The 24,020-nt window shown below is 43.6% G+C and carries 22 protein-coding genes; 13 read left to right on the forward strand and 9 right to left on the reverse strand.

Annotated elements, in window-relative coordinates:
* Window positions 1-14: 14 nt before the first annotated feature.
* Together R3D86_12300 and R3D86_12305 are read left to right on the forward strand one after the other, a co-directional pair.
* Window positions 15-1,313: an aspartate aminotransferase family protein gene (locus tag R3D86_12300; protein MEZ5758992.1), complete on the forward strand. Its 1,299-nt coding sequence runs from the start codon at window positions 15-17 to the stop codon at window positions 1,311-1,313.
* A gap of 114 nt (window positions 1,314-1,427) precedes the next feature.
* Entirely contained in the window at window positions 1,428-2,450 is a 1,023-nt protein-coding gene (locus tag R3D86_12305) for a hypothetical protein (protein ID MEZ5758993.1), read from the forward strand.
* Window positions 2,451-2,461: 11 nt separating this feature from the next.
* Here the strand turns inward: R3D86_12305 and R3D86_12310 are convergent, their stop codons facing one another.
* The 7 genes from R3D86_12310 to miaA all read right to left on the reverse strand — a co-directional run bounded on the left by R3D86_12310 (window position 2,462) and on the right by miaA (window position 11,676).
* Window positions 2,462-3,832 (reverse strand): DUF839 domain-containing protein, encoded by a 1,371-nt coding sequence (locus R3D86_12310; protein ID MEZ5758994.1) that lies wholly within the window; start codon window positions 3,830-3,832, stop codon window positions 2,462-2,464.
* A gap of 108 nt (window positions 3,833-3,940) precedes the next feature.
* Window positions 3,941-5,299, reverse strand: coding sequence for a hypothetical protein (locus R3D86_12315; protein MEZ5758995.1), 1,359 nt, complete (start codon window positions 5,297-5,299; stop codon window positions 3,941-3,943).
* A gap of 160 nt (window positions 5,300-5,459) precedes the next feature.
* Entirely contained in the window at window positions 5,460-7,037 is a 1,578-nt protein-coding gene (locus tag R3D86_12320; protein MEZ5758996.1) for an FMN-binding glutamate synthase family protein, read from the reverse strand.
* Between the two features lie 176 nt (window positions 7,038-7,213).
* A complete protein-coding gene (gene ilvC, locus R3D86_12325; protein ID MEZ5758997.1) occupies window positions 7,214-8,233 on the reverse strand; it encodes a ketol-acid reductoisomerase in 1,020 nt (339 codons plus the stop codon).
* 26 nt (window positions 8,234-8,259) lie between these two features.
* Window positions 8,260-8,778: an acetolactate synthase small subunit gene (ilvN, locus tag R3D86_12330; GenBank protein ID MEZ5758998.1), complete on the reverse strand. Its 519-nt coding sequence runs from the start codon at window positions 8,776-8,778 to the stop codon at window positions 8,260-8,262.
* 21 nt (window positions 8,779-8,799) lie between these two features.
* Window positions 8,800-10,554, reverse strand: a complete 1,755-nt coding sequence (locus R3D86_12335) for an acetolactate synthase 3 large subunit (protein MEZ5758999.1) — start codon at window positions 10,552-10,554, stop codon at window positions 8,800-8,802.
* A gap of 234 nt (window positions 10,555-10,788) precedes the next feature.
* Window positions 10,789-11,676 carry a tRNA (adenosine(37)-N6)-dimethylallyltransferase MiaA gene (gene miaA, locus R3D86_12340; protein ID MEZ5759000.1) on the reverse strand — a complete coding sequence of 296 codons (888 nt, stop codon included), beginning with the start codon at window positions 11,674-11,676 and terminating at the stop codon, window positions 10,789-10,791.
* A gap of 72 nt (window positions 11,677-11,748) precedes the next feature.
* Here miaA and serB point away from each other — a divergent pair, with 72 nt between their 5' ends.
* The 3 genes from serB (at window position 11,749) to R3D86_12355 (ending at window position 14,488) form a co-directional block, all read left to right on the forward strand.
* Window positions 11,749-12,624, forward strand: coding sequence for a phosphoserine phosphatase SerB (gene serB, locus R3D86_12345; GenBank protein MEZ5759001.1), 876 nt, complete (start codon window positions 11,749-11,751; stop codon window positions 12,622-12,624).
* A gap of 41 nt (window positions 12,625-12,665) precedes the next feature.
* Window positions 12,666-13,784 (forward strand): PQQ-dependent sugar dehydrogenase, encoded by a 1,119-nt coding sequence (locus R3D86_12350; protein MEZ5759002.1) that lies wholly within the window; start codon window positions 12,666-12,668, stop codon window positions 13,782-13,784.
* 92 nt (window positions 13,785-13,876) lie between these two features.
* On the forward strand, window positions 13,877-14,488 hold the full coding sequence (locus tag R3D86_12355) for a porin family protein (GenBank protein ID MEZ5759003.1): 612 nt from the start codon (window positions 13,877-13,879) through the stop codon (window positions 14,486-14,488).
* 61 nt (window positions 14,489-14,549) lie between these two features.
* On the opposite strand, the gene R3D86_12360 is transcribed toward R3D86_12355, so the two are convergent.
* The gene (locus R3D86_12360) at window positions 14,550-15,074 is read right to left on the reverse strand and encodes a peroxiredoxin (GenBank protein MEZ5759004.1); all 525 of its coding nucleotides are present in this window, start codon (window positions 15,072-15,074) and stop codon (window positions 14,550-14,552) included.
* Window positions 15,075-15,251: 177 nt separating this feature from the next.
* Between R3D86_12360 and R3D86_12365 the strand changes: the two genes are divergently transcribed.
* From R3D86_12365 to R3D86_12400, 8 genes are all read left to right on the forward strand, one after another.
* Window positions 15,252-16,370, forward strand: coding sequence for an aminotransferase class I/II-fold pyridoxal phosphate-dependent enzyme (locus R3D86_12365; GenBank protein ID MEZ5759005.1), 1,119 nt, complete (start codon window positions 15,252-15,254; stop codon window positions 16,368-16,370).
* A gap of 156 nt (window positions 16,371-16,526) precedes the next feature.
* Window positions 16,527-17,651 carry an aminotransferase class I/II-fold pyridoxal phosphate-dependent enzyme gene (locus R3D86_12370; protein MEZ5759006.1) on the forward strand — a complete coding sequence of 375 codons (1,125 nt, stop codon included), beginning with the start codon at window positions 16,527-16,529 and terminating at the stop codon, window positions 17,649-17,651.
* A gap of 22 nt (window positions 17,652-17,673) precedes the next feature.
* Window positions 17,674-18,801, forward strand: coding sequence for a histidinol-phosphate transaminase (locus tag R3D86_12375; GenBank protein ID MEZ5759007.1), 1,128 nt, complete (start codon window positions 17,674-17,676; stop codon window positions 18,799-18,801).
* Window positions 18,802-18,827: 26 nt separating this feature from the next.
* On the forward strand, window positions 18,828-19,946 hold the full coding sequence (locus R3D86_12380; protein ID MEZ5759008.1) for a histidinol-phosphate transaminase: 1,119 nt from the start codon (window positions 18,828-18,830) through the stop codon (window positions 19,944-19,946).
* A gap of 31 nt (window positions 19,947-19,977) precedes the next feature.
* Window positions 19,978-21,102 (forward strand): histidinol-phosphate transaminase, encoded by a 1,125-nt coding sequence (locus R3D86_12385; protein ID MEZ5759009.1) that lies wholly within the window; start codon window positions 19,978-19,980, stop codon window positions 21,100-21,102.
* A gap of 149 nt (window positions 21,103-21,251) precedes the next feature.
* On the forward strand, window positions 21,252-21,818 hold the full coding sequence (locus tag R3D86_12390; GenBank protein ID MEZ5759010.1) for an aminotransferase class I/II-fold pyridoxal phosphate-dependent enzyme: 567 nt from the start codon (window positions 21,252-21,254) through the stop codon (window positions 21,816-21,818).
* A 16-nt stretch (window positions 21,819-21,834) separates the two neighbouring features.
* On the forward strand, window positions 21,835-22,374 hold the full coding sequence (locus R3D86_12395; GenBank protein ID MEZ5759011.1) for an aminotransferase class I/II-fold pyridoxal phosphate-dependent enzyme: 540 nt from the start codon (window positions 21,835-21,837) through the stop codon (window positions 22,372-22,374).
* Between the two features lie 123 nt (window positions 22,375-22,497).
* The gene (locus R3D86_12400; protein ID MEZ5759012.1) at window positions 22,498-23,625 is read left to right on the forward strand and encodes a histidinol-phosphate transaminase; all 1,128 of its coding nucleotides are present in this window, start codon (window positions 22,498-22,500) and stop codon (window positions 23,623-23,625) included.
* A gap of 59 nt (window positions 23,626-23,684) precedes the next feature.
* On the opposite strand, the gene trxA is transcribed toward R3D86_12400, so the two are convergent.
* Window positions 23,685-24,002 carry a thioredoxin gene (gene trxA, locus R3D86_12405; protein MEZ5759013.1) on the reverse strand — a complete coding sequence of 106 codons (318 nt, stop codon included), beginning with the start codon at window positions 24,000-24,002 and terminating at the stop codon, window positions 23,685-23,687.
* Between the last annotated feature and the right edge of the window lie 18 nt (window positions 24,003-24,020).

Consider the following 24,020-nt stretch of genomic DNA (forward strand, 5'->3'; position numbering starts at 1 on the left):
TAAGGGAGGGTCGGGTGAAAGAAAATGAAATATTAAACAGAGCCGCTTCAACATTAATCCGTTATGGCGGGGAATTTTCATCATTTGTCGCTGATCATGCCAAAGGGTCCTATATTTATGACAGGGCCGGACGGGAACTGCTTGATTTCACGTCCGGTCAGATGAGCGCCATTCTTGGTCACAGCCACCCTGAAATTGTGGGGACAGTCAAATCCTCTATTGAGAAGCTGGATCATTTATTCAGCGGCATGTTAAGCGAACCTGTTGTTGATCTGGCGGAAGCGCTTATCAAGCTTACCCCCAAACCCCTTGACCGGGTTCTGTTGCTCAGCACCGGTGCTGAATCAAATGAAGCGGCGCTCAAAATGGCCCGCCTTTATACTGGGGGCTATGAAGTCATCGGCTTTGCCCAGTCATGGCACGGCATGACCGGCGGTGCATCATCCGCAACATACTCGGCCGGACGAAAAGGATATGGCCCGATGAATGTGGGCGGCATGGCGATTATGGCCCCCAATTTATATCGCCCGACATTTGGAAGCACAGAAAATTATGACTGGAAAGCAGAACTGGACTATGGCTTTGATCTGATAGACCGGCAATCCACCGGGCAATTGGCGGCTTTCATTGCCGAGCCGATTTTAAGTTCCGGTGGTATTCTTGAATTGCCGGAAGGCTATCTTGCCGCGCTAAAAAAACACTGCGAAAAAAGGGGCATGCTGCTTGTCCTGGATGAGGCGCAAACGGGGCTGGGCCGCACCGGTGAAATTTATGCCTTTATGCGCGATAATATCGTGCCGGATATTCTGACCCTGTCCAAAACCCTTGGGGCCGGACTGCCGTTATCGGCCGTTCTGACATCCGCCGAAATTGAGGAAAAATGCCATGAACGCGGCTTTTTATTTTATACGACCCATGTGTCCGACCCGCTGCCCGCTGCGGTCGGTTTAACGGTAATTAATGTCCTGTTGCGTGACAGGCTGACCGAACGCGCGGCAGTGGCCGGAAAGCGTTTAAAAGCCGGGCTTAAGGATATTATGGGCCGTTATGATTGTATCGGGGATGTCCGTGGTCGCGGGTTGTTGCTGGGGATGGAAATTGTTCAGGATAAAAAATCCAAAAAACCGGCCTCAGAACTTGGCAGCCGCATTACCAATAAAGCCATGGACCTTGGACTAAGCATGAATATCGTTAATCTGCCGGGAATGGGCGGGGTTTTCCGGATTGCACCGCCCCTTACCGTTTCTGATCAGGAAATTGATCGGGGATTATCCATTCTTGATGATGCCATTGCGAAAGCGACGAATATTTAAAACAACCCAGCTAAGAAAAAATTGAATTTTCAAGGTGTTTTGATTAGTATTACTGACTTCAGTTTCATATTTAAACCTTCATAATTTACCATTATCTGTTGATCGGAAATTTGAATGATGCGTCTTAATAAATGGTTTTTTCAGTGTCTGTTTCTTTTCAATATTTTAATCTTGCCGCTTTCCGCCTGCAGCGGCAATGACGACCCGGTCGGCACATGGGAAATCAACTACCAGGACGCTGTCGGGCAGCATTATCATGATGTACTGGAACTCAAAAATGATGGGAGTTATATCAGATACGGCACAACACTATATGCTGACAAAGGCCGCTATTCATTTAAAGATAATATTATGTATTTTGAAAGTGATGTTAATAGCAATGTCAAACTGCAAATCCCCTATAAACAGTCTGACAGCAACAGCCTTCGGTTTGAACCCATAGTCCCGCCAAACAGCGGCCAACAATGGACCCGTGTCAATCATCCGCCATATTTTCGGACAATTGAAACTGACGATCGCTTCATTCCTGCCGACATTGAACAGCTGATGTTAACCGCCCTTCAGAACGAGGCCAGAGGGTCATTTTCCGACATAATTCCGACCGGCATTGACATCAATGAGCTTAAAAATGGACAATATCAGATTAATTTTACTTTTCTGTCCTCTTCAAACAACAAAAAGCTGGATATCAAAGTAAAGCCCTACGATTTATCTGTTAAGATCACGGATAATGCAGGTTTCCGGCAACTCCCACTTACCTCCGATTTTCTTGATTTTCCAGATATCGTCTCTGCTGCAAGAAAGGCCGGCTTAAAGGGTCCTGTAAAACGGGCAGATTTAAGGGTTTATCCCTCTTATGGTGCTGTCTGGTTCATTAACACGCCCGGTCAGGCCGCCAATATATCAGCATCAACCGGTGACCATATTAAAGAAGATGTCACCGGATATATTGCCAATTATGAAGCGGACTGGAACCATGCGGCACAGATCTGGGCGGAGGTAATGGCAAAATACACCAGGAACGATAATAAAGATGAAGGTTTCTGGTCCGCAGATCATTCAAAATACACTGATAGTGCCTCCTGTAATCAAAATGGCGGCGTTTGGATGGTGAGTGGTGGTGGCTGGTGTAATTAAGTGGTTATGATTTAAACTGAAAATTTATCCCAGGGACCCGTAATCGCAAGGGTTTTTGTCGGACTTTGTATATTAACAAAGAGGATACTGCCATCCGGCGAGAAGCAGGCCCCGGCCGTTTCACTGTCCACAATCAGTCTGGCAAACGGATATAACGCCCCATCCGGCGTCACGCCCCGCATGTAATTATCGGTGTTATCATAATTATCCTCACAAACGATCAGGTGACCGAATGGCGCTACGGTAAGATTGTCACCAAAACTGAATGTATTCCTTACATCAGATTCCAGGAAAAGCTGCAACTTGCCGGGGGCGTCATTTTCCCCATCGGTGCCTTCTTTTACCGACGGCTGGTATCTCATAATCTGGCCAAAGCCTTTTACCCCACCATTGGTGCAGCAGAAATATAATTCATTATCTCCCCATGTAATTCCTTCACCACGGGCAAAGAAAACACCGCCTTTTTCATGACCTCTCAGTCTAAGGTCATCTTTTGGGCTATCCGTATCGTCAAGATCGATCCAGCGGGCCTCATGCCAGTCCCCTTGCTTAAAGGTAACCCCGTCCCAGTTGCGGCTGTCCCCCCCTTTTTCCTGCCCTTTAAAGCCCAATGCCTGTAATTTGCCGCCCTTATCCAACTGGCCGTATACATTCGGAATAAAGCGATAAAACAGACTGTTCGGCCGGTCTTCCGTCATATAGACAATCCCTGTGCTTGGGTCGACTGCCGCAGCTTCATGATTAAACCGGCCGAGCCCTTTTAATGGTTCAGGCTTACTAAATCTGTAACCGCCAAGTACAGGAACTTCAAACGCCCAGCCATGCGAATGACTGCCAAATTCCCCGGCAGGGGATACAATTTCCTCGCAGGTTATCCAGCTTTGCCAAGGCGTTATTCCGCCGGCACAATTTCTAAGTGTTCCGATCAGGCTTCTGTATTCATTAACGCGCTCACCCGTTTTTGTATCATAAATAATGGTCGTCGTCCCACCAGGCAGCGGAAAGCCTTCACTGGTCTCATCAAAGGCCACAGACTGCAACCCCCTTTGCATTTTTGTCATATCAGGATCATGATTATCCATTCCAATTTCATGGTTCCGGACCAGCGCCACCTGTGACCCGGCAAGACTAAAACAGCCCATGCCGTCTGCCCGGTCCGGGACTATATAGCCGTCATCCATCCTATCACCCATTTCTGAGATAACTTTGTAGGAAAAGCCTTTTGGTAAATCAAGAATACCGTTTGGATCGGAGACCAGTTGCCCATATCCTTTTATATTATGATTGTTTGCAGCAAAGGATCTATCCGTAAAACTATTTAGAAGCCCTGCAAAGGCAAGGGTACCTGCCCCAGCAACAAATTTTCTTCGTGTCCAGCTCATTGCAATACTGCCTTTCCAATCAATCTACAAAATTCCAATCCGATAGTTTCTATCTTACCCCCCGAGTTCAAACAATCAAAGTGAAATTTAGATGACAATTAAGAGACTTTAAATATCCTGAAAGCTGTTTAAAATCTGTTTCCAGGGCAGTCTTTGCATTGGCCCGCAGCGGATTTTATAGTCGCCGATCACCAAACCCCCAAAATAATCCACATCATTTGTTTTTGCCAGAAGCAGGTCTCCAAGTGTATCAACATCAAGCACCGCGAGCTTGATTGAGTATTGATGACATTTTTCGACAAAAACCGGTAATTTTTCCCAGGCAATTTCTCTTCTGGACGCAAGTTCATGCAGTTTGACCCCGATAACTTTAATTCCACTATATTTATATTTTTCCAGATGCAATTCACACGATGTGGAATTCAACATCACTGCACGTCCATAACGCTTTAATGATGATACAATAAAATTTAATTTTACGGTTGGTATACCTTCAGGAAATCCGACAAGATAAAAAACAATATATTTACCGATATCCGGTGTAATTCTGCTGCAGTAAGACGTATATTTCATCAGCATATCCATATTATAAACAGTTTCATAGCTGACGGGAATATTAAGTATGGGCCTATAATTGGTCACATCCAGATTTTTAAGTGTATTAATAGCTTGGTTAAGGACAGTATAATCAAGATCCAGCTTTTCGTCTTTGCTATAAAACTTACCAAGAACGTCATATCCTATCCTTAACCGCTCCGGGTGAGAAATGGATTTGTTTATACTTCCAAGATAAGGCTTAACGATAAATGTTGTGATGGCTTCATGCTTCACATCCCATATCGGCCGAAAGCCAAAATTATATTTACTCTTTTTTTCTGATTGTTCTGATCTCAATTCGTCATCTGACATAGATTGATTTTCAGGTGAATTTTCGTTTGCCACAGCTTCCAGCATAGAGCCAAGATTTTCTGAACGGAAAAAAACCTCGCCATTTACTTTCTTCAAAGCCGTTTTAACAACAATTTCTTTTGTGTCAGATGAGCCAAGGAATTTCTCGGTCAAACTTTTAAGGATTTTGGCACAGATCAATTCGGCCGCTCTGTCAGAAGTCGATGCGAATACAATTACAAACTCATCATCTGAACGGTTAAAAAACACATCCTTGCTGCTAATATAGCTTTCAGTAATTGAAATAAAAGAATCGTGAATATTTTGGAGTAGTGCCGGCCAGCTATCACCCAATCTGCTTTTTATACTATCGAGCCCCAGTAACTTAATCTGTCCAGTTTCAATGAGGGTAGACTCATAAAGTATTTTTTCCAGATTGGCTGTGGCATTTTCACTTAGGATAAAGCTTTTCTGCTTGCTATCAGCATATTTTACTCTTCTGCCATGAAACCCTTTTTTGGCATCTTTTTCAGTCGAATTTGAAAAAACCCCAATAATTGAGTCTAAGATTTTGTTCATATATATCCCCCAAAAATATTACAGAAATCAAAATTTTTCTGTAAAGTTAAAGTCTATTTCTCCTTAAGATTATTCTATCCGGTCCATACTATAGCATATTTTTAGCAAAAGTCACTAGGACGGGATGATTTACAATATTTATACAACCGGAGCTATAAATTTAAAACCGATCAGCAGAGGCCAGTTTCCAGTCAGAGGAAAAAGCAGGGTTGATATTTTTACCCAGCAATTCCCCGTCCGTTAGCCCAGGATAAAATTCGGCAAAGTTTTTTCGGCTTCCATCATCCATATAACGCTCAATATGTGCCGGGATCAGTTTTCCCGGATGATCAAGACCCATGGCCCCTAGAATTTCAGTGAAAGAATGAATTGTTGAATGATGAAAGTTGGCAACGCGTTTATATTTATCTTCAACATCCAGTGACTTCCATCTTGATTTATCCTGCGTTGCTATACCGGTTGGGCATTTATTTGTATTGCAATGAAGCGACTGAATACAGCCGAGTGAGAACATCATTGCCCTTGCCGAATTACAGGTGTCAGCCCCCAGAGCCAGTTTGGTCACCATATCATATCCCGTTGCCACCTTACCGCTGGCAATTAGCCTTATATCGGCGCGTTTGTTAATTCCAATCAGACAATTATGGACAAATGAAATCGCTTCATTGATTGGTGTCCCCAACCGGTTGGTAAAAGCAACCGGCGCAGCCCCCGTCCCGCCTTCTGCCCCGTCCACGGTTATGAAATCAGGAATAATTCCGCTTTCAAGCATTGCCTTGCAGATTCCCATAAACTGGCTTCTGATGCCGATACAAAGCTTAAAGCCGACAGGTTTGCCGCCGGAAAGTTCTCTTAGTTCAGCCACATAATTCAACAACCCTGATGGTGTCGAGAATGTGGAATGGGACGGCGGTGATATGGCATCAATGCCGACTTCGAGCCCTCTTATCTCTGCGATTTCCTGATTAACCTTGGCTCCCGGCAAAATGCCGCCATGGGATGGTTTGGCCCCTTGTGATAATTTAATTTCGATCATTTTCACCTGATCCTGTGACGCTTTTTCCTGGAATTTCTCACGGTTAAAACTGCCGTCCTTATTCCGACAGCCAAAATAACCCGTACCAATCTGCCAGATCAGATCACCGCCCCCTTTTATATGATAAGGACTAAGGCCCCCTTCCCCTGTATTATGGGCGAAATTTCCGTGCGCTGCGCCTTTGCTCAGGGCGGTAATGGCATTGGGACTTAATGCGCCAAAGCTCATTGCCGAAATATTCAAAAGTGATGCGCTATAGGGTTTCGTGCAATTCACTGCGCCGAATAAAAGCCGGGTGGCTTCTTTTGGAACCTCGACCGGGGATAGGGAATGATAGGAAAATTCGTAGCCGGGCTCTGTAATATTATGTTGAGTTCCAAAGGGAATGGTTTCAAGCTCCCCCTTGGCTCTCTGATAGACAAGTGAGCGGATTTCCCGACTGAAAGGACGCCCATTCAGTTCGCTTTCAATAAAATATTGCCTTATTTCTATGCGTAAGGATTCAAGAAAATAGCGGAAATGGCCAATCACCGGATAATTTCTTAAGATCGTATGTTTTTTTGAAAGAATATCATGAACGCCGACTATGATATATGGCACAATGATAATCAGAAAATAAATCGATGGTTGCCAGAACTGATAGCCGACTGCCACAGCGGCAAGGCTGAAAACAGAAATAAAATAAAACACCCTTCTCATCATTAACCTATCCTCCGGGATTTTTATAACTAATAAAACCTACCCGATATGGTTGCCACATTCAAACCATGATCAGGACATAGACAATTAATGTTCTTAAATTCTGGCAGATGAACAAGAAATAAAAAAGCCTCCGGCAGTTATACCGGAGGCTTTCACTTGATTTTATGTTCAGAAATTTAGTTTCTGGTTTTATCAACCTTCTGGTTTTCTTTAAGCCATGGCATCATAGCCCGGAGTCTTGCACCGACCTCTTCAATCTGATGGGATTCACCTTTGGCACGGGACGCTTTCAGTTTGATCTGGCCAACTTTATTATCAAGCATGAAGTCATTGACAAAGCGACCTTCCTGAATATCCGCAAGAATGCGTTTCATTTCCGCTTTTGTGTTTTCATTTATAACCCGAGGGCCGGACATATAGTCTCCATATTCAGCCGTATTTGAAATTGAATAGCGCATATTGGCAATGCCGCCTTCATACATCAGATCAACAATCAGTTTAAGTTCATGCAGACATTCGAAATAGGCCATTTCAGGGGCATAGCCTGCTTCAACCAGCACTTCAAATCCGCATTGAACAAGCGCTGATGCACCACCACAAAGGACCGCCTGTTCACCAAACAGATCAGTTTCACATTCTTCCTTAAAGTTTGTTTCAATAATTCCGGCACGTCCGCCACCATTTGCTGAACCGTAGGAAAGGGCAACATCAAGAGCGTTTCCTGTCGCGTCCTGATAAATAGCAACCAGAGTTGGAACACCGGCACCTTTCAGATATTCGGAACGAACCGTATGGCCAGGGCCTTTTGGGGCTATCATCGACACATCAAGATCTTTACGTGGTTCAATAAGCTTGAAATGAATATTAAGTCCATGCGCAAACATCAGGGTCGCGCCTTCTTTCATATTTGGCGCAAGATCATTTTTATAAAGGTCTGCCTGTAATTCATCAGGCACAAGAACCATAACCACGTCGGCCCATTTGGCACCTTCTGATGCTGTCATACATTTAAAATCGGCGGCTTCTGCTTTTTTACGGGTGGATGATCCTTCGCGCAACGCTACAGCAATTTCCTTGACACCGCTGTCACGAAGATTGGCGGCATGGGCATGACCCTGGCTACCATACCCGACAATCAGTACTTTCTTGGTCTTGATCAGATTAACATCTGCATCTCTATCGTAATAAACTCTCATATAATTATCTCCAAAAAATTCTTATTTTAATCCTGTAATGTTTTTAGGCCGCGCTGCATGGCTGCAACACCTGTGCGCACAACCTCGACAAGGCCCAGATCGCTCATCAGTTCGATGAATGCTTTAATCTTTTCTGACTTACCTGTCACCTCAAAAACAAAACTTTTTGCTGTACTGTCAACGCGCCGGGCACGAAAGGCTTCCGCAACACGTAACGCTTCAAGGCGCTGTTCCTTATTGCCAAAGACCTTAACAAGGGCAAGTTCACGCTCCACAGACGGGCCATCTTCGGTCAGATCACCAACGCAGTGAATGGGGACAAGACGGTCAAGCTGTGCTTTGATCTGTTCAATAATTTTTGGTGTCCCAATGGTCACTACGGTTATCCGGCTTTCAGTACCGGCAATATCCACTGGGGCCACGGTCAGATGCTCAATATTGTAGCCACGACCCGCAAAAAGGCCGATAACACGTGCAAGAACACCTGCTTCGTTATCAACAATTATTGATAAAGTATGTCTTTTTTTCTGAGGCTTAATTGTCATATTTTTAACGGCGCTGGTTTATTAAACCAGGGCTGCCCCTCCTTCAAATTCTTTCTTTTCGACCTCATCCTGTAAGATCATTTCATTATGCGCTGCCCCCGATGGTATCATCGGGAAACAGTTGGCAAGCTTTTCCACACGGCAGTCAACAATAACCGGCCCCGGTGCTTCAATCATTTTCATGATCGTTTCATCAAGCTTTTTGGGATCGTCTACCCTGAGACCGGTAGCACCATAGCTTTCAGCAAGCTTAACAAAATCCGGTAAGGATGCCGTATAGCTGTTTGAATATCGACCATCATGGTTCAGGTCCTGCCACTGGCGGACCATGCCCATATATTCATTATTCAGAATGAATATTTTGACCGGCAGGTTATATTGCATGGCCGTTGAAAGTTCCTGAATATTCATCTGGATCGACGCTTCCCCGGCCACATCAATCACAAGTGATGTAGGATGAGCAATCTGAACACCAATTGCCGCAGGGAACCCGTAACCCATGGTGCCAAGACCACCGGACGTCATCCAGCGGTTTGGTTCATTAAATTCAAGATACTGGGCCGCCCACATCTGATGCTGACCAACTTCAGTCGTATAATAAACATCCATGTCTTTGGTAATAGCCTGAAGTCGCTCAACCGCATATTGCGGCATGATCACATCATCACGCTTTTCATAATCAAGACATTGACGGCTGCGGCTTTCATTAATTTCTTTCCACCATTTGGCCAAGGCATCCTGATCAAGCTTATGCCGCCCTTTTTTCCAGAGCTTGATAAACACATCAAGAACCTGTGCAACGTCCCCAACAACCGGAACATCAACATGAATAATCTTATTGATCGAAGACCGGTCAATATCAATATGTATCTTCTTGGACTTTGGCGAAAATGCATCAATTCGACCGGTAATCCGGTCATCAAAGCGCGCACCAACGCAAACCATAACATCACAATCATGCATGGCTATATTGGCTTCGTATGTTCCGTGCATTCCCAGCATACCCAAAAACTGATCGTCATTTGCCGGATAGGCACCAAGCCCCATCAGTGTGCTTGTGATTGGTGCACCCGTCAATTGAACCAATTTACGGAGCAGTTTGGACGCATTGGGCCCCGAATTGATAACACCACCACCCGTATAAAAAATCGGTTTCTTTGCGGTCGCCAGCAAATCCACAGCTTTCAGGATCGCATCTGGATTTCCTTTTAATGCCGGACGATAGCTCCGATGTTCAATCGGTCCTGAATGCTGTTTTTCACTGGTTAGGATCTGAACATCCTTTGGAATGTCAACAACAACAGGCCCCGGACGACCAGTCGTCGCCACATGAAAAGCTTCATGAATAACTTCCGAAACTTTATCGGTTTTTCGAACCAGATAATTATGTTTGGTGCAATGACGTGTAATACCGACCGTATCGGATTCCTGAAACGCATCAGACCCAATAAGAGAAACAGGAACCTGTCCCGTCAGACAGACAATGGGAATACTGTCGAGCATGGCATCGGCAAGTCCGGTAATTGCATTGGTTGCCCCCGGACCGGATGTCACCAGAACAACGCCCGGTTTACCGGTTGAACGTGCATATCCTTCTGCCGCGTGAACAGCGGCCTGCTCATGGCGAACCAGAATATGCTGTATCTTTTTATGTTCATGAAGCACATCATAAATCGGCAGCACAGCACCACCGGGATATCCGAAGATAACCTCCACCCCCAAATCCTCAAGGGATTTGATGATGATCTCAGCGCCGCTCATTGCTTTCGAAGACATAACTCTGGCCTTTCCTAGTTTCATTACCGATTAATTTTCGGTGTTTTCCATTCATAAAGCATGTTTTAAATCTGGATTAAAGGATAGGTTTATAAAGACATCTGCCTTTAATCACAAACAAAAATATGCATAATTAAATTTTCAAAATTTAAGTCAACTTAACGTTATAAAATTATCAAGTCAACCAATTTATTGAAATATAATTACAAAAATATAAATTTTTCTTTAATAAAATTACAATTTATGAGATTGCCAATCATAAAACTGGTTTCTAAACCAGGTCATCTGGCGTTTAGCGAACTGTCTCGTTGCGGTCTGGGCTAGTGTTATGGTCTGCTCAAGATCGATTTTTCCTTCAATAAAATCAATTATTTGTGGCACGCCTAAAGATTTCATAACCGGCAGGTTAGTATCATATCCCAGCGACAATAACCCTTTCACTTCCTCTATTGCCTGCCCATCCTCAATCATTTTCTTAAATCTTAAGTCGCAACGCGCATAAAGGTCTGCCCGGTCTCTTTCTATTACATATTTCTCAATCTGAAAGTCTTCTTCCTGAAGGCCACCAAGTTCCGGTTCCTGCTGCCATTTGGCCAGACTTCTTCCGGTTGACAATATAACCTCAAGGGCACGGGCAATGCGCTGACTGTCATTTGGGGCCAGGCGGCTTGCCATTTCAGGATCGATTTTCAATAATTTATTATGGGCCGTATCAGCACCAAACTCATTCACCTCTGCTCTTACCTGCTTTCTGATAACAGGATCAATTTCCGGCACTTTTGAAAGTCCATTGACCAGCGCCTTCAGATAAAGCCCCGTACCGCCGACAACTATCGGGACCCTGCCCCTCGTATGCACATCATCAATGACGCCACGGGCAAGATCGCGCCACCGCTCGGCCGAGCATGGGTCATCCCCTTTCAGATACCGGTAAAGATGATGTGGTACTAAATTAAGTTCATCAGCATCAGGACAGGCGGTTAAAATATCCAGCTCCCGATAAATCTGCATACTGTCGGCATTGATAATTTCACCGCCCTGTTCTTTCGCCCATTCAAGTGCTAGCGATGATTTACCACTGGCCGTTGCACCGCCCAGAATGATAATTTTTTTATTACGCAAAATACCGGTTCCCTATTTCTTATCAATACTGTAGATATACCAGCTGACTAAAAAATTCTACAGGCATAATCAATGACACAGGTTCTGACACTTATTTCAAACGCCGAACAGGCCGCCATTACAGATGAAATCAGGGATAAGTATGCAAAATTACTGAAAGCCAGTCATACAAGCTGGCTCAATAATAATATTGCCCTTGATATATTCTTTAATAAAGAAGCTGATGATGATGTGATCTCTATGCTGAAAGAAGAAAATTTTGATTTCGCCATTCAGGACCCTATCACCAGACGGAAAATGCTGCTGCTCGCTGATATGGACAGCACAATAATCCAGGTTGAATGTATTGATGAACTTGCCGATTTTCTGGGGATAAGAAACGAAGTATCCCACATCACCGAAGCCGCCATGCGCGGTGAAATCGATTTTAAAGGAGCCCTAAAAGAGCGGGTTTCCCTGCTGGCCGGATTAAAAGTCAGTGATCTTGAAACAGTTTTCAGGGAACGGGTAACCCTGACACCCGGGGCGGCAACGCTGGTTAAAACAATGAATGCAAATGGTGCCAATACTGTTCTTGTTTCGGGCGGCTTCACTTACTTTACCGGGCGAGTTTCCGAACTGACCGGTTTTAAAGTAAACCGGGCCAATATTTTGCTCCATGAGAATGGTGAGCTAACCGGAAAAGTTGGTGAGCCAATTGTTGATTCAGATACAAAAATCAATACCTTAAAAGAATTTAAGGTAAAAGATAATCTGGAGGATTTTGAAACCATTGCCGTAGGGGACGGCGCCAACGACATCCCAATGTTGCTGGGTGCAGGACTAGGGGTCGGATACCGTCCATTTCCAGCGACGGCAAAGGCTGCAGATGTTGTTATCAATCATGCCGATCTCACTGCACTGCTTTATTTACAGGGTTATGCAATAAGTGATTTTGTAGACGAGTGACAATATGATACACTCCCTTTCATTATAGGGAGCTAAAAAATATGAAAATAACCAGTATAAAGTCTGTCATTCTTTCAATATTAATCACGGCACCTGCCATTGCGCAGAAAGCCGAGCTTGATAAACTTGTTTTGCCGGATGGCTTTTCAATAGAGGTTTATGCAAATGTCGGCAATGCGCGCCAAATGTCGCTTGGTGATGATGGTACCGTTTATGTCGGCAGCCGCGGAGGCGCCGGTGGCCGGATATATGCAATTCCTGATGCCAATGGTGATGGCAAAGCAGATGAAGTGATTGCGATTACAGGTGGGCTCAAATCCCCATCCGGACTTACTTATCATAATGGCGATCTTTATATCGGGGCCATAAGCCGAATTTACCGCATTAAGGATATTTCCAATAATTTCAGAAATAAACCAAAGCCAGAAGTGCTCACGGCAGACCTGCCCGACAAAACTCACCATGGCTGGAAATTCCTGGAATTTGGTCCTGACGGACTACTCTATATACCTATTGGCGCGCCATGCAATATTTGCGAACCCGAAGCGGTATTTGCCTCAATCAACACCATGGATGTGAATAATCCGGAAGCAGGCATTACCCAGTATGCCAATGGTATCAGAAATACAGTTGGGTTTGACTGGGACCCCGTTAGCGGCGATTTGTGGTTCACGGATAATGGTGGTGACGGCCTAGGTGACGAAATGCCAGCTGATGAGCTAAATCATGCATCTAAAAAAGGCCTTAATTTTGGTTACCCTTATATTCATCAGGGCGATACACCTGATCCTGAATTTGGAAAGGGCAAAGACCCGGCTGATTATACACCTCCGGCTCAAAAGCTTGCCCCACATGCTGGTGCCATTGGTATGGCCTTTTATAAAGGGGATATGTTCCCGGAAAATTATAAGAATAACATCATTATTGCAGAACACGGGTCATGGAACCGCACGCAGGCCGCAGGCCATACCGGTCACAGACTTACACTAGTAACCATTCAGGATGGTAAAGCCGTTAAATATGAGCCGTTTATAACCGGGTTCCTGCAAAACAACAAAGCCTGGGGTCGGCCGACAGATGTTCTTGAGCTTAAAGACGGAAGTTTGCTGATCGCTGACGATGAGGCAGATGCTATTTATAAAGTGACCTATAAAAAATAAATGGTGAAGCATAATCATGGATATAAGGAAGAAAATATTAAACTTTTGGTAACCCGTATATGTAAAAATACTTAAAAACAAAGGATTACACTATGAAAAAATTACTTATCACAACATCATTACTGACAGGGTTATTGCTTCCACTTCAAAGCTTTGCACAAAGCCATTCTACCGATGGCCTATATGTAGGTATTGATGGTTCTTATGACCAGCTTAAAGATAATATTCTGGCAACGCCTGAAAATATCTATAGTGCTGATGGCGTAGACGTTGGTATTTTTGCCGGCTACAGACAGTCACAGGATCAGTTCACTGTCGCGGCAGAAGTCCGATATGGTTACAGCTTTGCTTCAAGAAAAACGTCAGTAGCGCCAATTGATGGCTTTGCCCTCACCCATGAATTTGGTGCTGCCGTCTTGCCGGGTTTCTGGCTTCATGATCAATTCCTGGTTTATGGGCGTCTGGGCTATACAAGAGCAACACTGGTCGACACAATCAGCGGTGTAGAATATACAAATACGGACGGAGCCGTTGAATATGGTGGCGGTGTAGAATTTTTCCCTACCAATAATGTTTCTATTCGATTTGAATATACAAGAGCCACATTCGAAGGCCAGCCAACAATCACTTTTAACAGCGTTCTTTACGATGACTGGAAAGTCAGACGTAACCGCTTCCGGGCGGCGCTTACAACAGCATTCTAAAAAAATAACCAATAAAAAAGCCGGTAGAGATACCGGCTTTTTTTATTATATTTCTGAATTTTTATTTCAAAGATTTGACATAATTAAACATCGTATCCGCATCCGAAACCTCAAATGGGTCGGTCGGACAATTATCGCTATATCCGGGTTCTGCAAAGAGCTTAACAATTTCACCATCATCGACCAGCATGGAATAACGCCAGCTGCGCATTCCAAAACCGAGATTTTCTTTATTCACGAGCATTCCCATCTTACGGGTAAATTCACCGTTTCCATCAGGGAGCAGAAACACATTTTTTGCTTTCTGGTTTAAACCCCACTGATACATGACAAAGGCGTCATTAACCGAAATACAAACAATTTTATCAATGCCGAGGGCTTTAAAATCGTCATAAAGCTCTTCATATCTGGGAAGATGGCTTGTTGAACATGTCGGTGTAAAAGCGCCCGGCAATGAAAATACGATCACTTTTTTGCCGCTGAAAATTTCATGGCTGCTTAAATCTTTCCACTCAAAGGGGTTTGGTCCGCCGAGCGCGTCGTTTCTTACTCTGGTTTTAAAAATAACTTCCGGAACACGTGTCATGTTTAATTCCTTTAAATTAAAATTTATCATATAGTTAGTTTATACATTGGATCAGTTCCAAAGTAAGATCAAAATTGACCTATGTCCACCAAAAGAATTTTCCTTGCCAGACGTATAATATATATTACATATAAACCAACGAGATTTACAATCTTTTCAGAATCAAAGAGGATAAAAATGACAAATAATGTAACCCGCCGTGACTGGCTAATCGGCGGATCGGCACTGGCCGGAACCATGCTGGTTACAAAAATGGCTGCGGCACAAACAGTGCCTGCTGCAAACCTGAACCCCACCCCGGAAAATCCTATTCGTGCCGGATTTAACGAAAATGTCTATGGTCATTCCCTGAAAGCAAAAAAAGTGATGGTGAAAGCGGCTGAGACAGCCCATCTTTATGACTTTTTCGGCCAGCGTGTTTTAAATAAAGTAATTTCAGAAATGGAAAATCTGCCAGGTGATCATATTGCGATTGAAAATGGATCAACCCCATTCCTGGAAAAAGCGGCTTTTGCCTGCGCGATTAAGCAAGGCAAGGTACTCACCACCAACCCTACATATTCCAGCACTCCAGGCACAGCAAAACAGCTGGGACTGGAAGTCATTGCCGTTCCGGTTGGTGAAGATATGAGCATTGATTTGGACGCTATGCGCGCCGCAATGACAGATGATGTCAAACTGGTTTATTTATGTAACCCCAACAACCCGATCCCAAGTATCATTGAGAAAAATGCCCTTCGTGATTTCTGTATTGAAATGTCAAAACGGGCTTTGGTTCTTATTGATGAAGCTTACTACGAGTATGTAAATAATCCTGACTTTGCCTCCATGAAGGATCTTGTCACGGAATACCCCAATATCATTATCTGCCGGACTGCGTCCAAAATCCATGGCTTTGCCGGCGTTCGTATTGGATTTGCATTTGCCCATCCGGATACATTACGTCTTATCACCGGTCCATTTAACCTGTCACTAAGTAATGTTGCTGTTGCCGGTGCGATTGAAAGCTATCAGGATATTGAATATCAGAATTTCATTAAACAGAAAAATCGTGAGTCCATGGATATACTTGAAAATATGTTCAAGGAACTTGGACTGCGGTATGTCAAATCAAATTCAAATTTTGCCTTTTTCCATGCGGGCCGCCCGTCAACGGAAGTAGCAGAAGCCCTCAAACAGCATGGTATTTTAAGCGGTCGCCCCTTCCCACCTTTCACCGACTGGGTACGGATGAGCACTGTAAAACCCGAAGAAATGCAATATGTTGTAGATGTCTATAAGCAATTATTTGCCTGATAAAAAAGCAAAATAAATTCATAATAGTCAATGGCCGGATACTGATCCGGCCATTTTTTTATGCCTCTAATTTGTCTTGGACTTTAATTCACAATTGTGATTATATGTTACAATATAGCAATAAACAAAATATAGCCAATATTGAAAGACATTATCATGACCACCAATCTTACGCGTCGCCAATGGCTTGCGGGGACTACGACAGCAGCCGCAAGTAGCCTGTTACTATCTGGTGTAAAAGCATCTGCACAGACTTTTATGGCCCCGAATGTCAATCCGACGGCTGAAAATCCAATTCGTACCCACCTTAATGAAAATACATATGGGCAGTCCCTTAAAGCGCGTAAGGCCATTGCTGACGCGGCTGACGATGCCCATAAATATGCATTTGAGGATATTTTCAAGCTGATTGGTTTGATGGCAAAGCTGCAGGATATTCCGAAAGAATATGTTGGCATTGGTGCCGGATCCACCGAGTTTCTGGAAAAAGCAGCCGTCTTTAATGCACTTGATGGCGGCGATCTTCTATTGCCGACACCTACTTACGGTGATATTGGCCGGTTCAGTCGGGCTCTTGGCTCCAACCTCATTGAAGTTCCGGTGGGCGAGGATATGGCCATTAATCTTGATGCCATGAGAAGAGCGATGACAAAAAATGTAAAGCTCATATATCTGTGCAATCCAAACAATCCGATCCCGACAATCATAGAAAAAAATGCCCTAAAAGAATTCTGCAATGAATTTTCACCGCAGGCGACAATTCTGATTGATGAGGCCTATTTTGAATATGTTGATAATCCGAATTACGAAAGCATGATTGATCTGGTCAAAGAAAATAAAAATATCATTGTTACAAGAACAGCATCAAAGATACATGCCTTTGCCGGCACACGGATCGGTGTTTGTTTTGCCCATCCCGATATTATCAAACGCATGTTTTCACTTTTTGCCAATACATTAAATCTATCGGCTATGCGTGGTGCATATGCGAGTTACCAGGATTTTGAATATCAGAATTTCCTGAAGCAAAAAAATAAGGAATGCCAGAAAATTATCTATAAAATGCTGAATGACATGGGACTTGAATATAAGGAAAGTAATGCAAACTTCCTGTTTTTCAACGCCGGTCGCCCGTCAAGGGAAGTGGCTGAAACTATGAAAAAACATCACATTTTAACCGGCCGTGAGTTTAAGCCATTTACCAACTGGGTTCGCTTAAGTCTTTCAAAACCGGAAGAGATGCAACTTTTCGCCGATATTTATAAACGTGAATTTGGATAATAATCACATCAGGGAGGATAAAATGAAACATAACATAACAAGACGGGATTGGCTGGTTGGCAGCAGTGCTATTGCCGGTGGTTTGATACTGGGTGGTGCCGCAACAGCACAGGAAATGGCCCAGATGATGAATATGGGCGCACCGATCAGCAAGGACAACCCCATCCGTATGACCAATAATGAAAATCCTTACGGTATCAGCGATAAGGTCATGAAGGTTATTATTGATGCCTACAAATTGGCTCATACATATAATTTCACGACCGGTAGAAAACTGGTCAAGGTTATTTCTGAAATAGAAAATATCCCGGAAAATACCATTGCGGTTGGTGCGGGATCAACAGAATATCTGATGGCTGCTGGCGCCCTTTGCGGCATTGCCGGTGGTGATCTGATTGCCGCTTATCCGACATATGCCAGCATCACCAGAAGTGCCCAGAATTTTGGTGCCAAACTGATCTCTGTTCCTGTAGGTGAGGATATGAGCATTGACCTTGAGGCCATGAGAAAAGCCGTCACAAATAACACCAAATGTATTTATCTTTGTAATCCCAACAATCCGATCCCCAGCATTATAGAAAAAAATGCGCTTGAACAATTCTGTCTGGAAATGTCAAAAAAAGCGATGATTGTGATTGATGAAGCATATTATGAATATGCCGGTGATCCGAATTTTTCCACAATGTCGCATCTGGTCAAAGACAATCCGAATATTGTTGTGCTCAGAACAGCTTCAAAAATACATGCTTTTGCCAATGTGCGTATCGGTTTCGCCTTTGCCCATCCTGATACCCTTAAAGAGCTGCTTAAATTTCGTTCGAACACAACGTCCTATCCGGCATTAATGGGCGCAATTACCAGCTATCAGGATAAGGAGCACCAAAAATTCATTATTGATAAGAATCGTGAATCATTGGAAATTCTTTATAAAATGTTCGATGAACTTAATATGCGTTATATCAAATCAAATACGAATTTTGTCTATGCCGACGCCGGACGCGATGCAATGGAAGTGCATGACAAATTACTCGAGTCAGGTATACTGATTGGGCGCAAATTTGAACCATTCACAAACTGGATCCGGATCAGCACGGCCAAGCCAGAGGAAATGGAATATTTTGTGAAGGTTTATAAAAGGGACTTTGGCTGATTATTTATTATTGAAGGGGAGGTAAAATGACAAAACTGACGAGACGTGACTGGCTGAAAGGGACAACAGCCGTGGCCGGTGGGCTTGTGCTTGCAAAAGCAGCGCAGGCACAAAGTGTAACCGTGGAAGGGTATGTTCCGACTCCGGAAAACCCGATCCGGATGAGTTCAAATGAAAATCCGTATGGTGTAAACCGGGCTGCCCGTAATGCCATGAACAAATCCTATGACGTCGCTCATAAATATGGCAACAGCGGGCAGCGTGAACTTATGGAGCTGATCGCCGGGCGGGAAAATATATCAACCAAAAATATAATGATTACGGCGGGGTCTTCTGAAATTCTTCATACGCTCGCCCTGATCACTGGTCTGGAAGGCGGCAGCATTCTTGCCCCCAACCCGACTTTTGATAATAATTTCATGAAATATGCCGACAGAATGGGCATCAATAAAATCCGGGTTCCCGTTGATGAGAATATGGCCATTGACCTTAACGCCATGCGTAAAGCCATGACCGATGATGTCCGGATTATTTATATTGTTAATCCGAACAATCCCACGCCGACAATATTGCATGCGGACGAACTGAGTGATTTCTGTAAGGAAATGTCAAAAAAATGCTACGTGTTTGTTGATGAAGCCTATTATGAATATGTGGACGATCCCAATTATAAGACCATGATCCCACTTGCGGCCGAAACGGACAATATGATTGTGACTAGAACCGCTTCCAAAATTCATGGCTTTGCCGGGGTTCGTATCGGGTTTGGTTTTGGCACAACGGCAATGCTTCAAAAAATCAAGGATAAACTGACAGGCTCCGTCAGCACCGTCAGTGTCCATGGTGCCCTCGCCAGTTATAAAGATACCGATTATCAGGATTTTGTGATCCGTAAAAACAAGGAATCCCTGGCCATTCTTTATAAGCTTTTTGAAAAGCATAATCTGCGCTATATCAAATCCAATACCAATTTCACCTATTTTGAAACCGGCATGGAAGCCAGTGAATTTGGAGAACGCATGAAAAAATACGGTATTCAGGTCGGACGCCCGTTTGAACCTTTTACAAAATGGTGCCGGATCAGCACCGCCAAACCAGAAGATATGGACTATTTTGTAGAAGTTTACGAAAAAGAATTTACCTGAATTATAAACGAGAATAATAAGGAAAAAATATATGAGAGAATTGACAAGACGTGACTGGCTAAAAGGCACCTCATCACTGGCTGCAGCCAGTCTTGTATTTGCAACATCAGCCGCACAGGGGCAAAGTGTAACGGTTAAGGGATATGTCCCGACTAAGGACAATCCGATCCGCATGAGTTCCAATGAAAATCCTTATGGCATTACCCGCTCTGCCCGAAATGCCATGACCGCTGCCTATGATGTATCGCATCTTTATAGTGGGTCCGGTCGCCGCGAATTATCGGAGCTCATTGCACAGAACGAAGGAATCTCCCCTAACAACATTGCTATAGGATCAGGATCAAAAGAATTTCTGAAAGCGATGGCACTGATCGCAAAACTGGAAAATGGCAGCGTCCTGGCCGCAAACCCGACCTATCATGATCTCGTTCGCTATAGCGGTTGGGTGGACTCAAAGATACACTGGGTTGATGTCTCAAAAGAGGATATGTCCACTGATCTTGATGCCATGCGGGCGGCTTATACAGATGATGTAAAAATCATATATCTGTGTAATCCGAACAACCCGATCCCGACCATTATGCATAAAGATAAACTACGGGACTTCTGCATTGAAATGTCAAAAAAATGTTATGTATTGGTTGATGAGGCCTATCACGAATATGTAACTGATCCCAATTATGAATCCATGGCAAAGCTGGCTGCAGAAACCGATAATCTGATTGTGACCAGAACAGCATCTAAAGTTCATGGCTTTGCAGGAATTAGGGTTGGTTTTGCTTTTGCCAAACCGGAACTTCTTGATCTGATCAATAAGCGCATTACAGGCACCGTTAATACTGCCGCCGTGCATGGTGCGCTTGCCAGTTATAAGGACAAGGAATATATAGATTTTGTCCTTCAAAAAAATAAGGAAGCACTGGATATTGTCTATAATTTGTTTGAAAAGCATAATGTCAGACATATCAAAGCCAACAGCAATTTTACATTTTTTGAAACCGGCATAAATTTTGATGAGGTAAAAAAACGTTTCCTCAATCACGGTATTGATGTAGGAAGACCGTTTCCACCCTTTTTAACCTGGTGCCGGGTAAGTACTGCAAAACCTGAAGACATGAAATATTTCGCTGAAGTTTACGAAAAAGAATTCGTCTAAGTCTTTTTACTAGCCAAATTTTAAAAGGTATTCTGGATCATTCAGAATACCTTTTTTTAATGCCTTAACGAAAAACGTGACATTTATAGAAAAACTGATATCTTTAGTTACATTATTTCATAACAATTTAAAAATACAGGGAACAAAAAATGTCAAACGAGATATCAAGACGGGATTGGCTTAAAGGTGGCTCCGCCATGGCCGCCGTTGCAATGGTTATGGGTAGTCGCGCTTATGCGCAGAATATGGCTGTGCCGGGCTTTGTCCCGACACCGGAAAATCCAATCAGACTGGGAACCAATGAAAACCCCTACGGGCTCTCAAAGTCGGCGCAAAAAGGGATCGTTGACGTCTTTAATATTGCCCATCAGTATGGCCGCGGACGCTATATGGACCTGGTCGATGTTCTGTCAAAAATGGAAGGCGTTGACCCTAAAAACATGACATTTTCCGCCGGGTCCGGTGAAATATTGAAAACTCTTGGGCTTATAACATCTGTTGAAGGCGGCAGCGTGTTATCCGCAAACCCGACTTATCATGATCTGATCCGTTATGCGGAACGTCGCGGTGTCAAGATTAAGCAGGTACCGGTTACAGACACGATGACGATTGATCTGGATGCCGTCAGAAAAGCCTATACAGACGATGTAAGCATTATTTATCTGGTAAATCCTAACAACCCGCTTCCGACCATCATGGAAAAAAAACAAACTTAAGGAATTCTGCCTTGAGATGTCCAAAAAATGTCTGGTCTTTATTGACGAAGCCTATCATGAATATGTCGATAATCCGGATTATGAAACGATGGTGCCTCTGGCCACACAAAATGAAAATATTATGGTGGCCAGAACCGCTTCCAAAATTCATGGCTTTGCCGGTGTCCGGCTTGGGATCGCCTATTCTTCTGAAAAATGGATTAATAAACTTCGTGAATTTATGACAGGGTCAGTTAGCCAGCTCGCTGTTGCCGGTGCTGCCGCCAGTTATCAGGATATTGAAACACAGAATTTCTGCCGCCGTAAGAATAAGGAAGCGCTTCAGATTACCTATGATCTATTTGATAAGCACGGTGTGGAATATGTAAAATCAAATGCCAATTTTGTTTTCTATAAAACCGGACTTGATATTGAAGACGTCAGAAAAAGATATCTGGAAAACGGCATCATCGTTGCCCGCCCGTTCCCGCCATTCCTTGACTGGTGCCGGGTCAGTATGGGCAAGCCGGAGGATATGCAGTATTTTGCAAAAGTATTTGAAAAAGAATTTGTATAAATAATTATACTACCCAATTTTAATAAGGCATCGCATCGCATTGCGGTGCCTTTTTCTATTTAAGTGACAAATTGATAATTTTTGTTATCCTTTCAGTGTTCAACAAAATGAAGGGAGCTAACAATGACTACTAAAATAACAAGACGGGATTGGCTGATTGGCGGAACAGCCCTTGCTGGCGGTCTGGTGCTGGCCGCCAACGGCCATGCACAGAGCGTAACAATTGAAGGATATGTGCCCACGCCGGAAAATCCGATCCGGATGAGTTCAAACGAAAATCCATACGGGGTCAGTAAGGCCGCCAGCATTGCCATGTGCAAAGCCCACAAATACGGCCATCTTTATGGTGGCGGCGGCGCGCAAAAACCGCTGACCGAACTTATTGCTGGCATAGAAAATGTACCTGTTGAAAATGTTATGGTTGCCGGCGGATCAGGCGAAATTCTAAAAACAATCGCCCTCATTGTCGCCATGGAAGGGGGTAAAATTCTTGCCCCGCAACCAACCTATGACGACACGTTCATGGATTATAGCAACCGTCGTGGCATTGAAAAAATCTGGGTTCCGGTTGCCGATGATTTGTCCATTGATCTGGACGCCATGAAAGCGGCCTACACGGATGAAGTAAAAATAATCTATCTATGCAATCCGAATAACCCAATCCCGACAGTTATGCACGGCGAAAAACTAAAGGCATTTGTTAAAGAGTTTGCACCAAAATGTTATGTGTTCGTTGATGAAGCTTATTATGAATATGTCAATGACCCCAATTATCAGACCATGATCCCGCTGGTCCCGGAATATCCGAACCTGGTTGTTACCCGTACCGCTTCAAAAATTCATGGTTTTGCCGGTATTCGTATTGGTTTTGGCTTTGGATCACCGGAATTTTTGGACAAAATTAAAAGCCTGATGACCGGATCAATAAACGGCCCGGCCATGTGGGGCGCGATTGAAAGCTATAAAGATAAGGAATATCAGCAATTTGTTCTTCGTAAAAATGCTGAAGCATTACAGATCCTTTATGATTTCTTTGAAAAGCATAATATGCGATATATTAAATCCAATGCCAATTTCACCTTTTTCGAAACGGGTATAGATTCAAAAGAAGTTTATGACAGGGTCAGAAAACATGGCATTGCCATTGGCCGCCCTTTCCCACCCCTGCTGAAATGGATGCGTATATCGACGGCCAGACCGGAAGATATGGTTTTCTTCACTGAAGTTTACGAAAAAGAATTTTTCAGTTAAGGCAACAAAAAAGGGCGTCCATAAATAATGGACGCCCTTCATAATCACCAGACACAGGATTAAGCGTGTTCTTTAATCCAGTTTTCAAAATCACCTCTTGAAGTGTTTCCGACTTTCATAGCCGCAACTTTTCCATCCTTAAACATAAGCATTGTCGGAATGCCACGCACACCATATTTTGTTGGTGCTTCGGGATTTTCATCAATATTAACTTTGGCAAAGGTAATATCAGCCATATTATTTGAAACTTCCTCAAATACAGGGCCAAATTGTTTACATGGGCCGCACCATTCGGCCCAGAAATCAACAATCACTGGCTTGTCTGATTTTAATACTTCCTGTTCAAATTCAGCGTCATTCACGGCAATAGTGCTCATTCTTTATTCCTTAAAAAT

The organism is Emcibacteraceae bacterium (assembly GCA_041396985.1).
GTDB lineage: Bacteria > Pseudomonadota > Alphaproteobacteria > Sphingomonadales > Emcibacteraceae > Pseudemcibacter.

Excerpts from the sequence above, each read along its gene's own strand:
- ilvC (MEZ5758997.1), bottom strand. The coding sequence starts at position 8,233 with ATGAGAGTTTATTACGATAGAGATGCAGATGTTAATCTGATCAAGACC.
- R3D86_12335 (MEZ5758999.1), bottom strand. The coding sequence starts at position 10,554 with ATGTCTTCGAAAGCAATGAGCGGCGCTGAGATCATCATCAAATCCCTT.
- R3D86_12315 (MEZ5758995.1), bottom strand. The coding sequence starts at position 5,299 with ATGAACAAAATCTTAGACTCAATTATTGGGGTTTTTTCAAATTCGACT.
- R3D86_12400 (MEZ5759012.1), top strand. The coding sequence starts at position 22,498 with ATGACTACTAAAATAACAAGACGGGATTGGCTGATTGGCGGAACAGCC.
- R3D86_12365 (MEZ5759005.1), top strand. The coding sequence starts at position 15,252 with ATGACAAATAATGTAACCCGCCGTGACTGGCTAATCGGCGGATCGGCA.
- R3D86_12355 (MEZ5759003.1), top strand. The coding sequence starts at position 13,877 with ATGAAAAAATTACTTATCACAACATCATTACTGACAGGGTTATTGCTT.
- R3D86_12310 (MEZ5758994.1), bottom strand. The coding sequence starts at position 3,832 with ATGAGCTGGACACGAAGAAAATTTGTTGCTGGGGCAGGTACCCTTGCC.
- R3D86_12320 (MEZ5758996.1), bottom strand. The coding sequence starts at position 7,037 with ATGATGAGAAGGGTGTTTTATTTTATTTCTGTTTTCAGCCTTGCCGCT.
- R3D86_12305 (MEZ5758993.1), top strand. The coding sequence starts at position 1,428 with ATGATGCGTCTTAATAAATGGTTTTTTCAGTGTCTGTTTCTTTTCAAT.
- R3D86_12370 (MEZ5759006.1), top strand. The coding sequence starts at position 16,527 with ATGACCACCAATCTTACGCGTCGCCAATGGCTTGCGGGGACTACGACA.
- ilvN (MEZ5758998.1), bottom strand. The coding sequence starts at position 8,778 with ATGACAATTAAGCCTCAGAAAAAAAGACATACTTTATCAATAATTGTT.
- R3D86_12360 (MEZ5759004.1), bottom strand. The coding sequence starts at position 15,074 with ATGACACGTGTTCCGGAAGTTATTTTTAAAACCAGAGTAAGAAACGAC.
- serB (MEZ5759001.1), top strand. The coding sequence starts at position 11,749 with ATGACACAGGTTCTGACACTTATTTCAAACGCCGAACAGGCCGCCATT.
- R3D86_12350 (MEZ5759002.1), top strand. The coding sequence starts at position 12,666 with ATGAAAATAACCAGTATAAAGTCTGTCATTCTTTCAATATTAATCACG.
- R3D86_12385 (MEZ5759009.1), top strand. The coding sequence starts at position 19,978 with ATGAGAGAATTGACAAGACGTGACTGGCTAAAAGGCACCTCATCACTG.
- R3D86_12380 (MEZ5759008.1), top strand. The coding sequence starts at position 18,828 with ATGACAAAACTGACGAGACGTGACTGGCTGAAAGGGACAACAGCCGTG.
- trxA (MEZ5759013.1), bottom strand. The coding sequence starts at position 24,002 with ATGAGCACTATTGCCGTGAATGACGCTGAATTTGAACAGGAAGTATTA.
- R3D86_12375 (MEZ5759007.1), top strand. The coding sequence starts at position 17,674 with ATGAAACATAACATAACAAGACGGGATTGGCTGGTTGGCAGCAGTGCT.
- R3D86_12395 (MEZ5759011.1), top strand. The coding sequence starts at position 21,835 with ATGTCCAAAAAATGTCTGGTCTTTATTGACGAAGCCTATCATGAATAT.
- R3D86_12390 (MEZ5759010.1), top strand. The coding sequence starts at position 21,252 with ATGTCAAACGAGATATCAAGACGGGATTGGCTTAAAGGTGGCTCCGCC.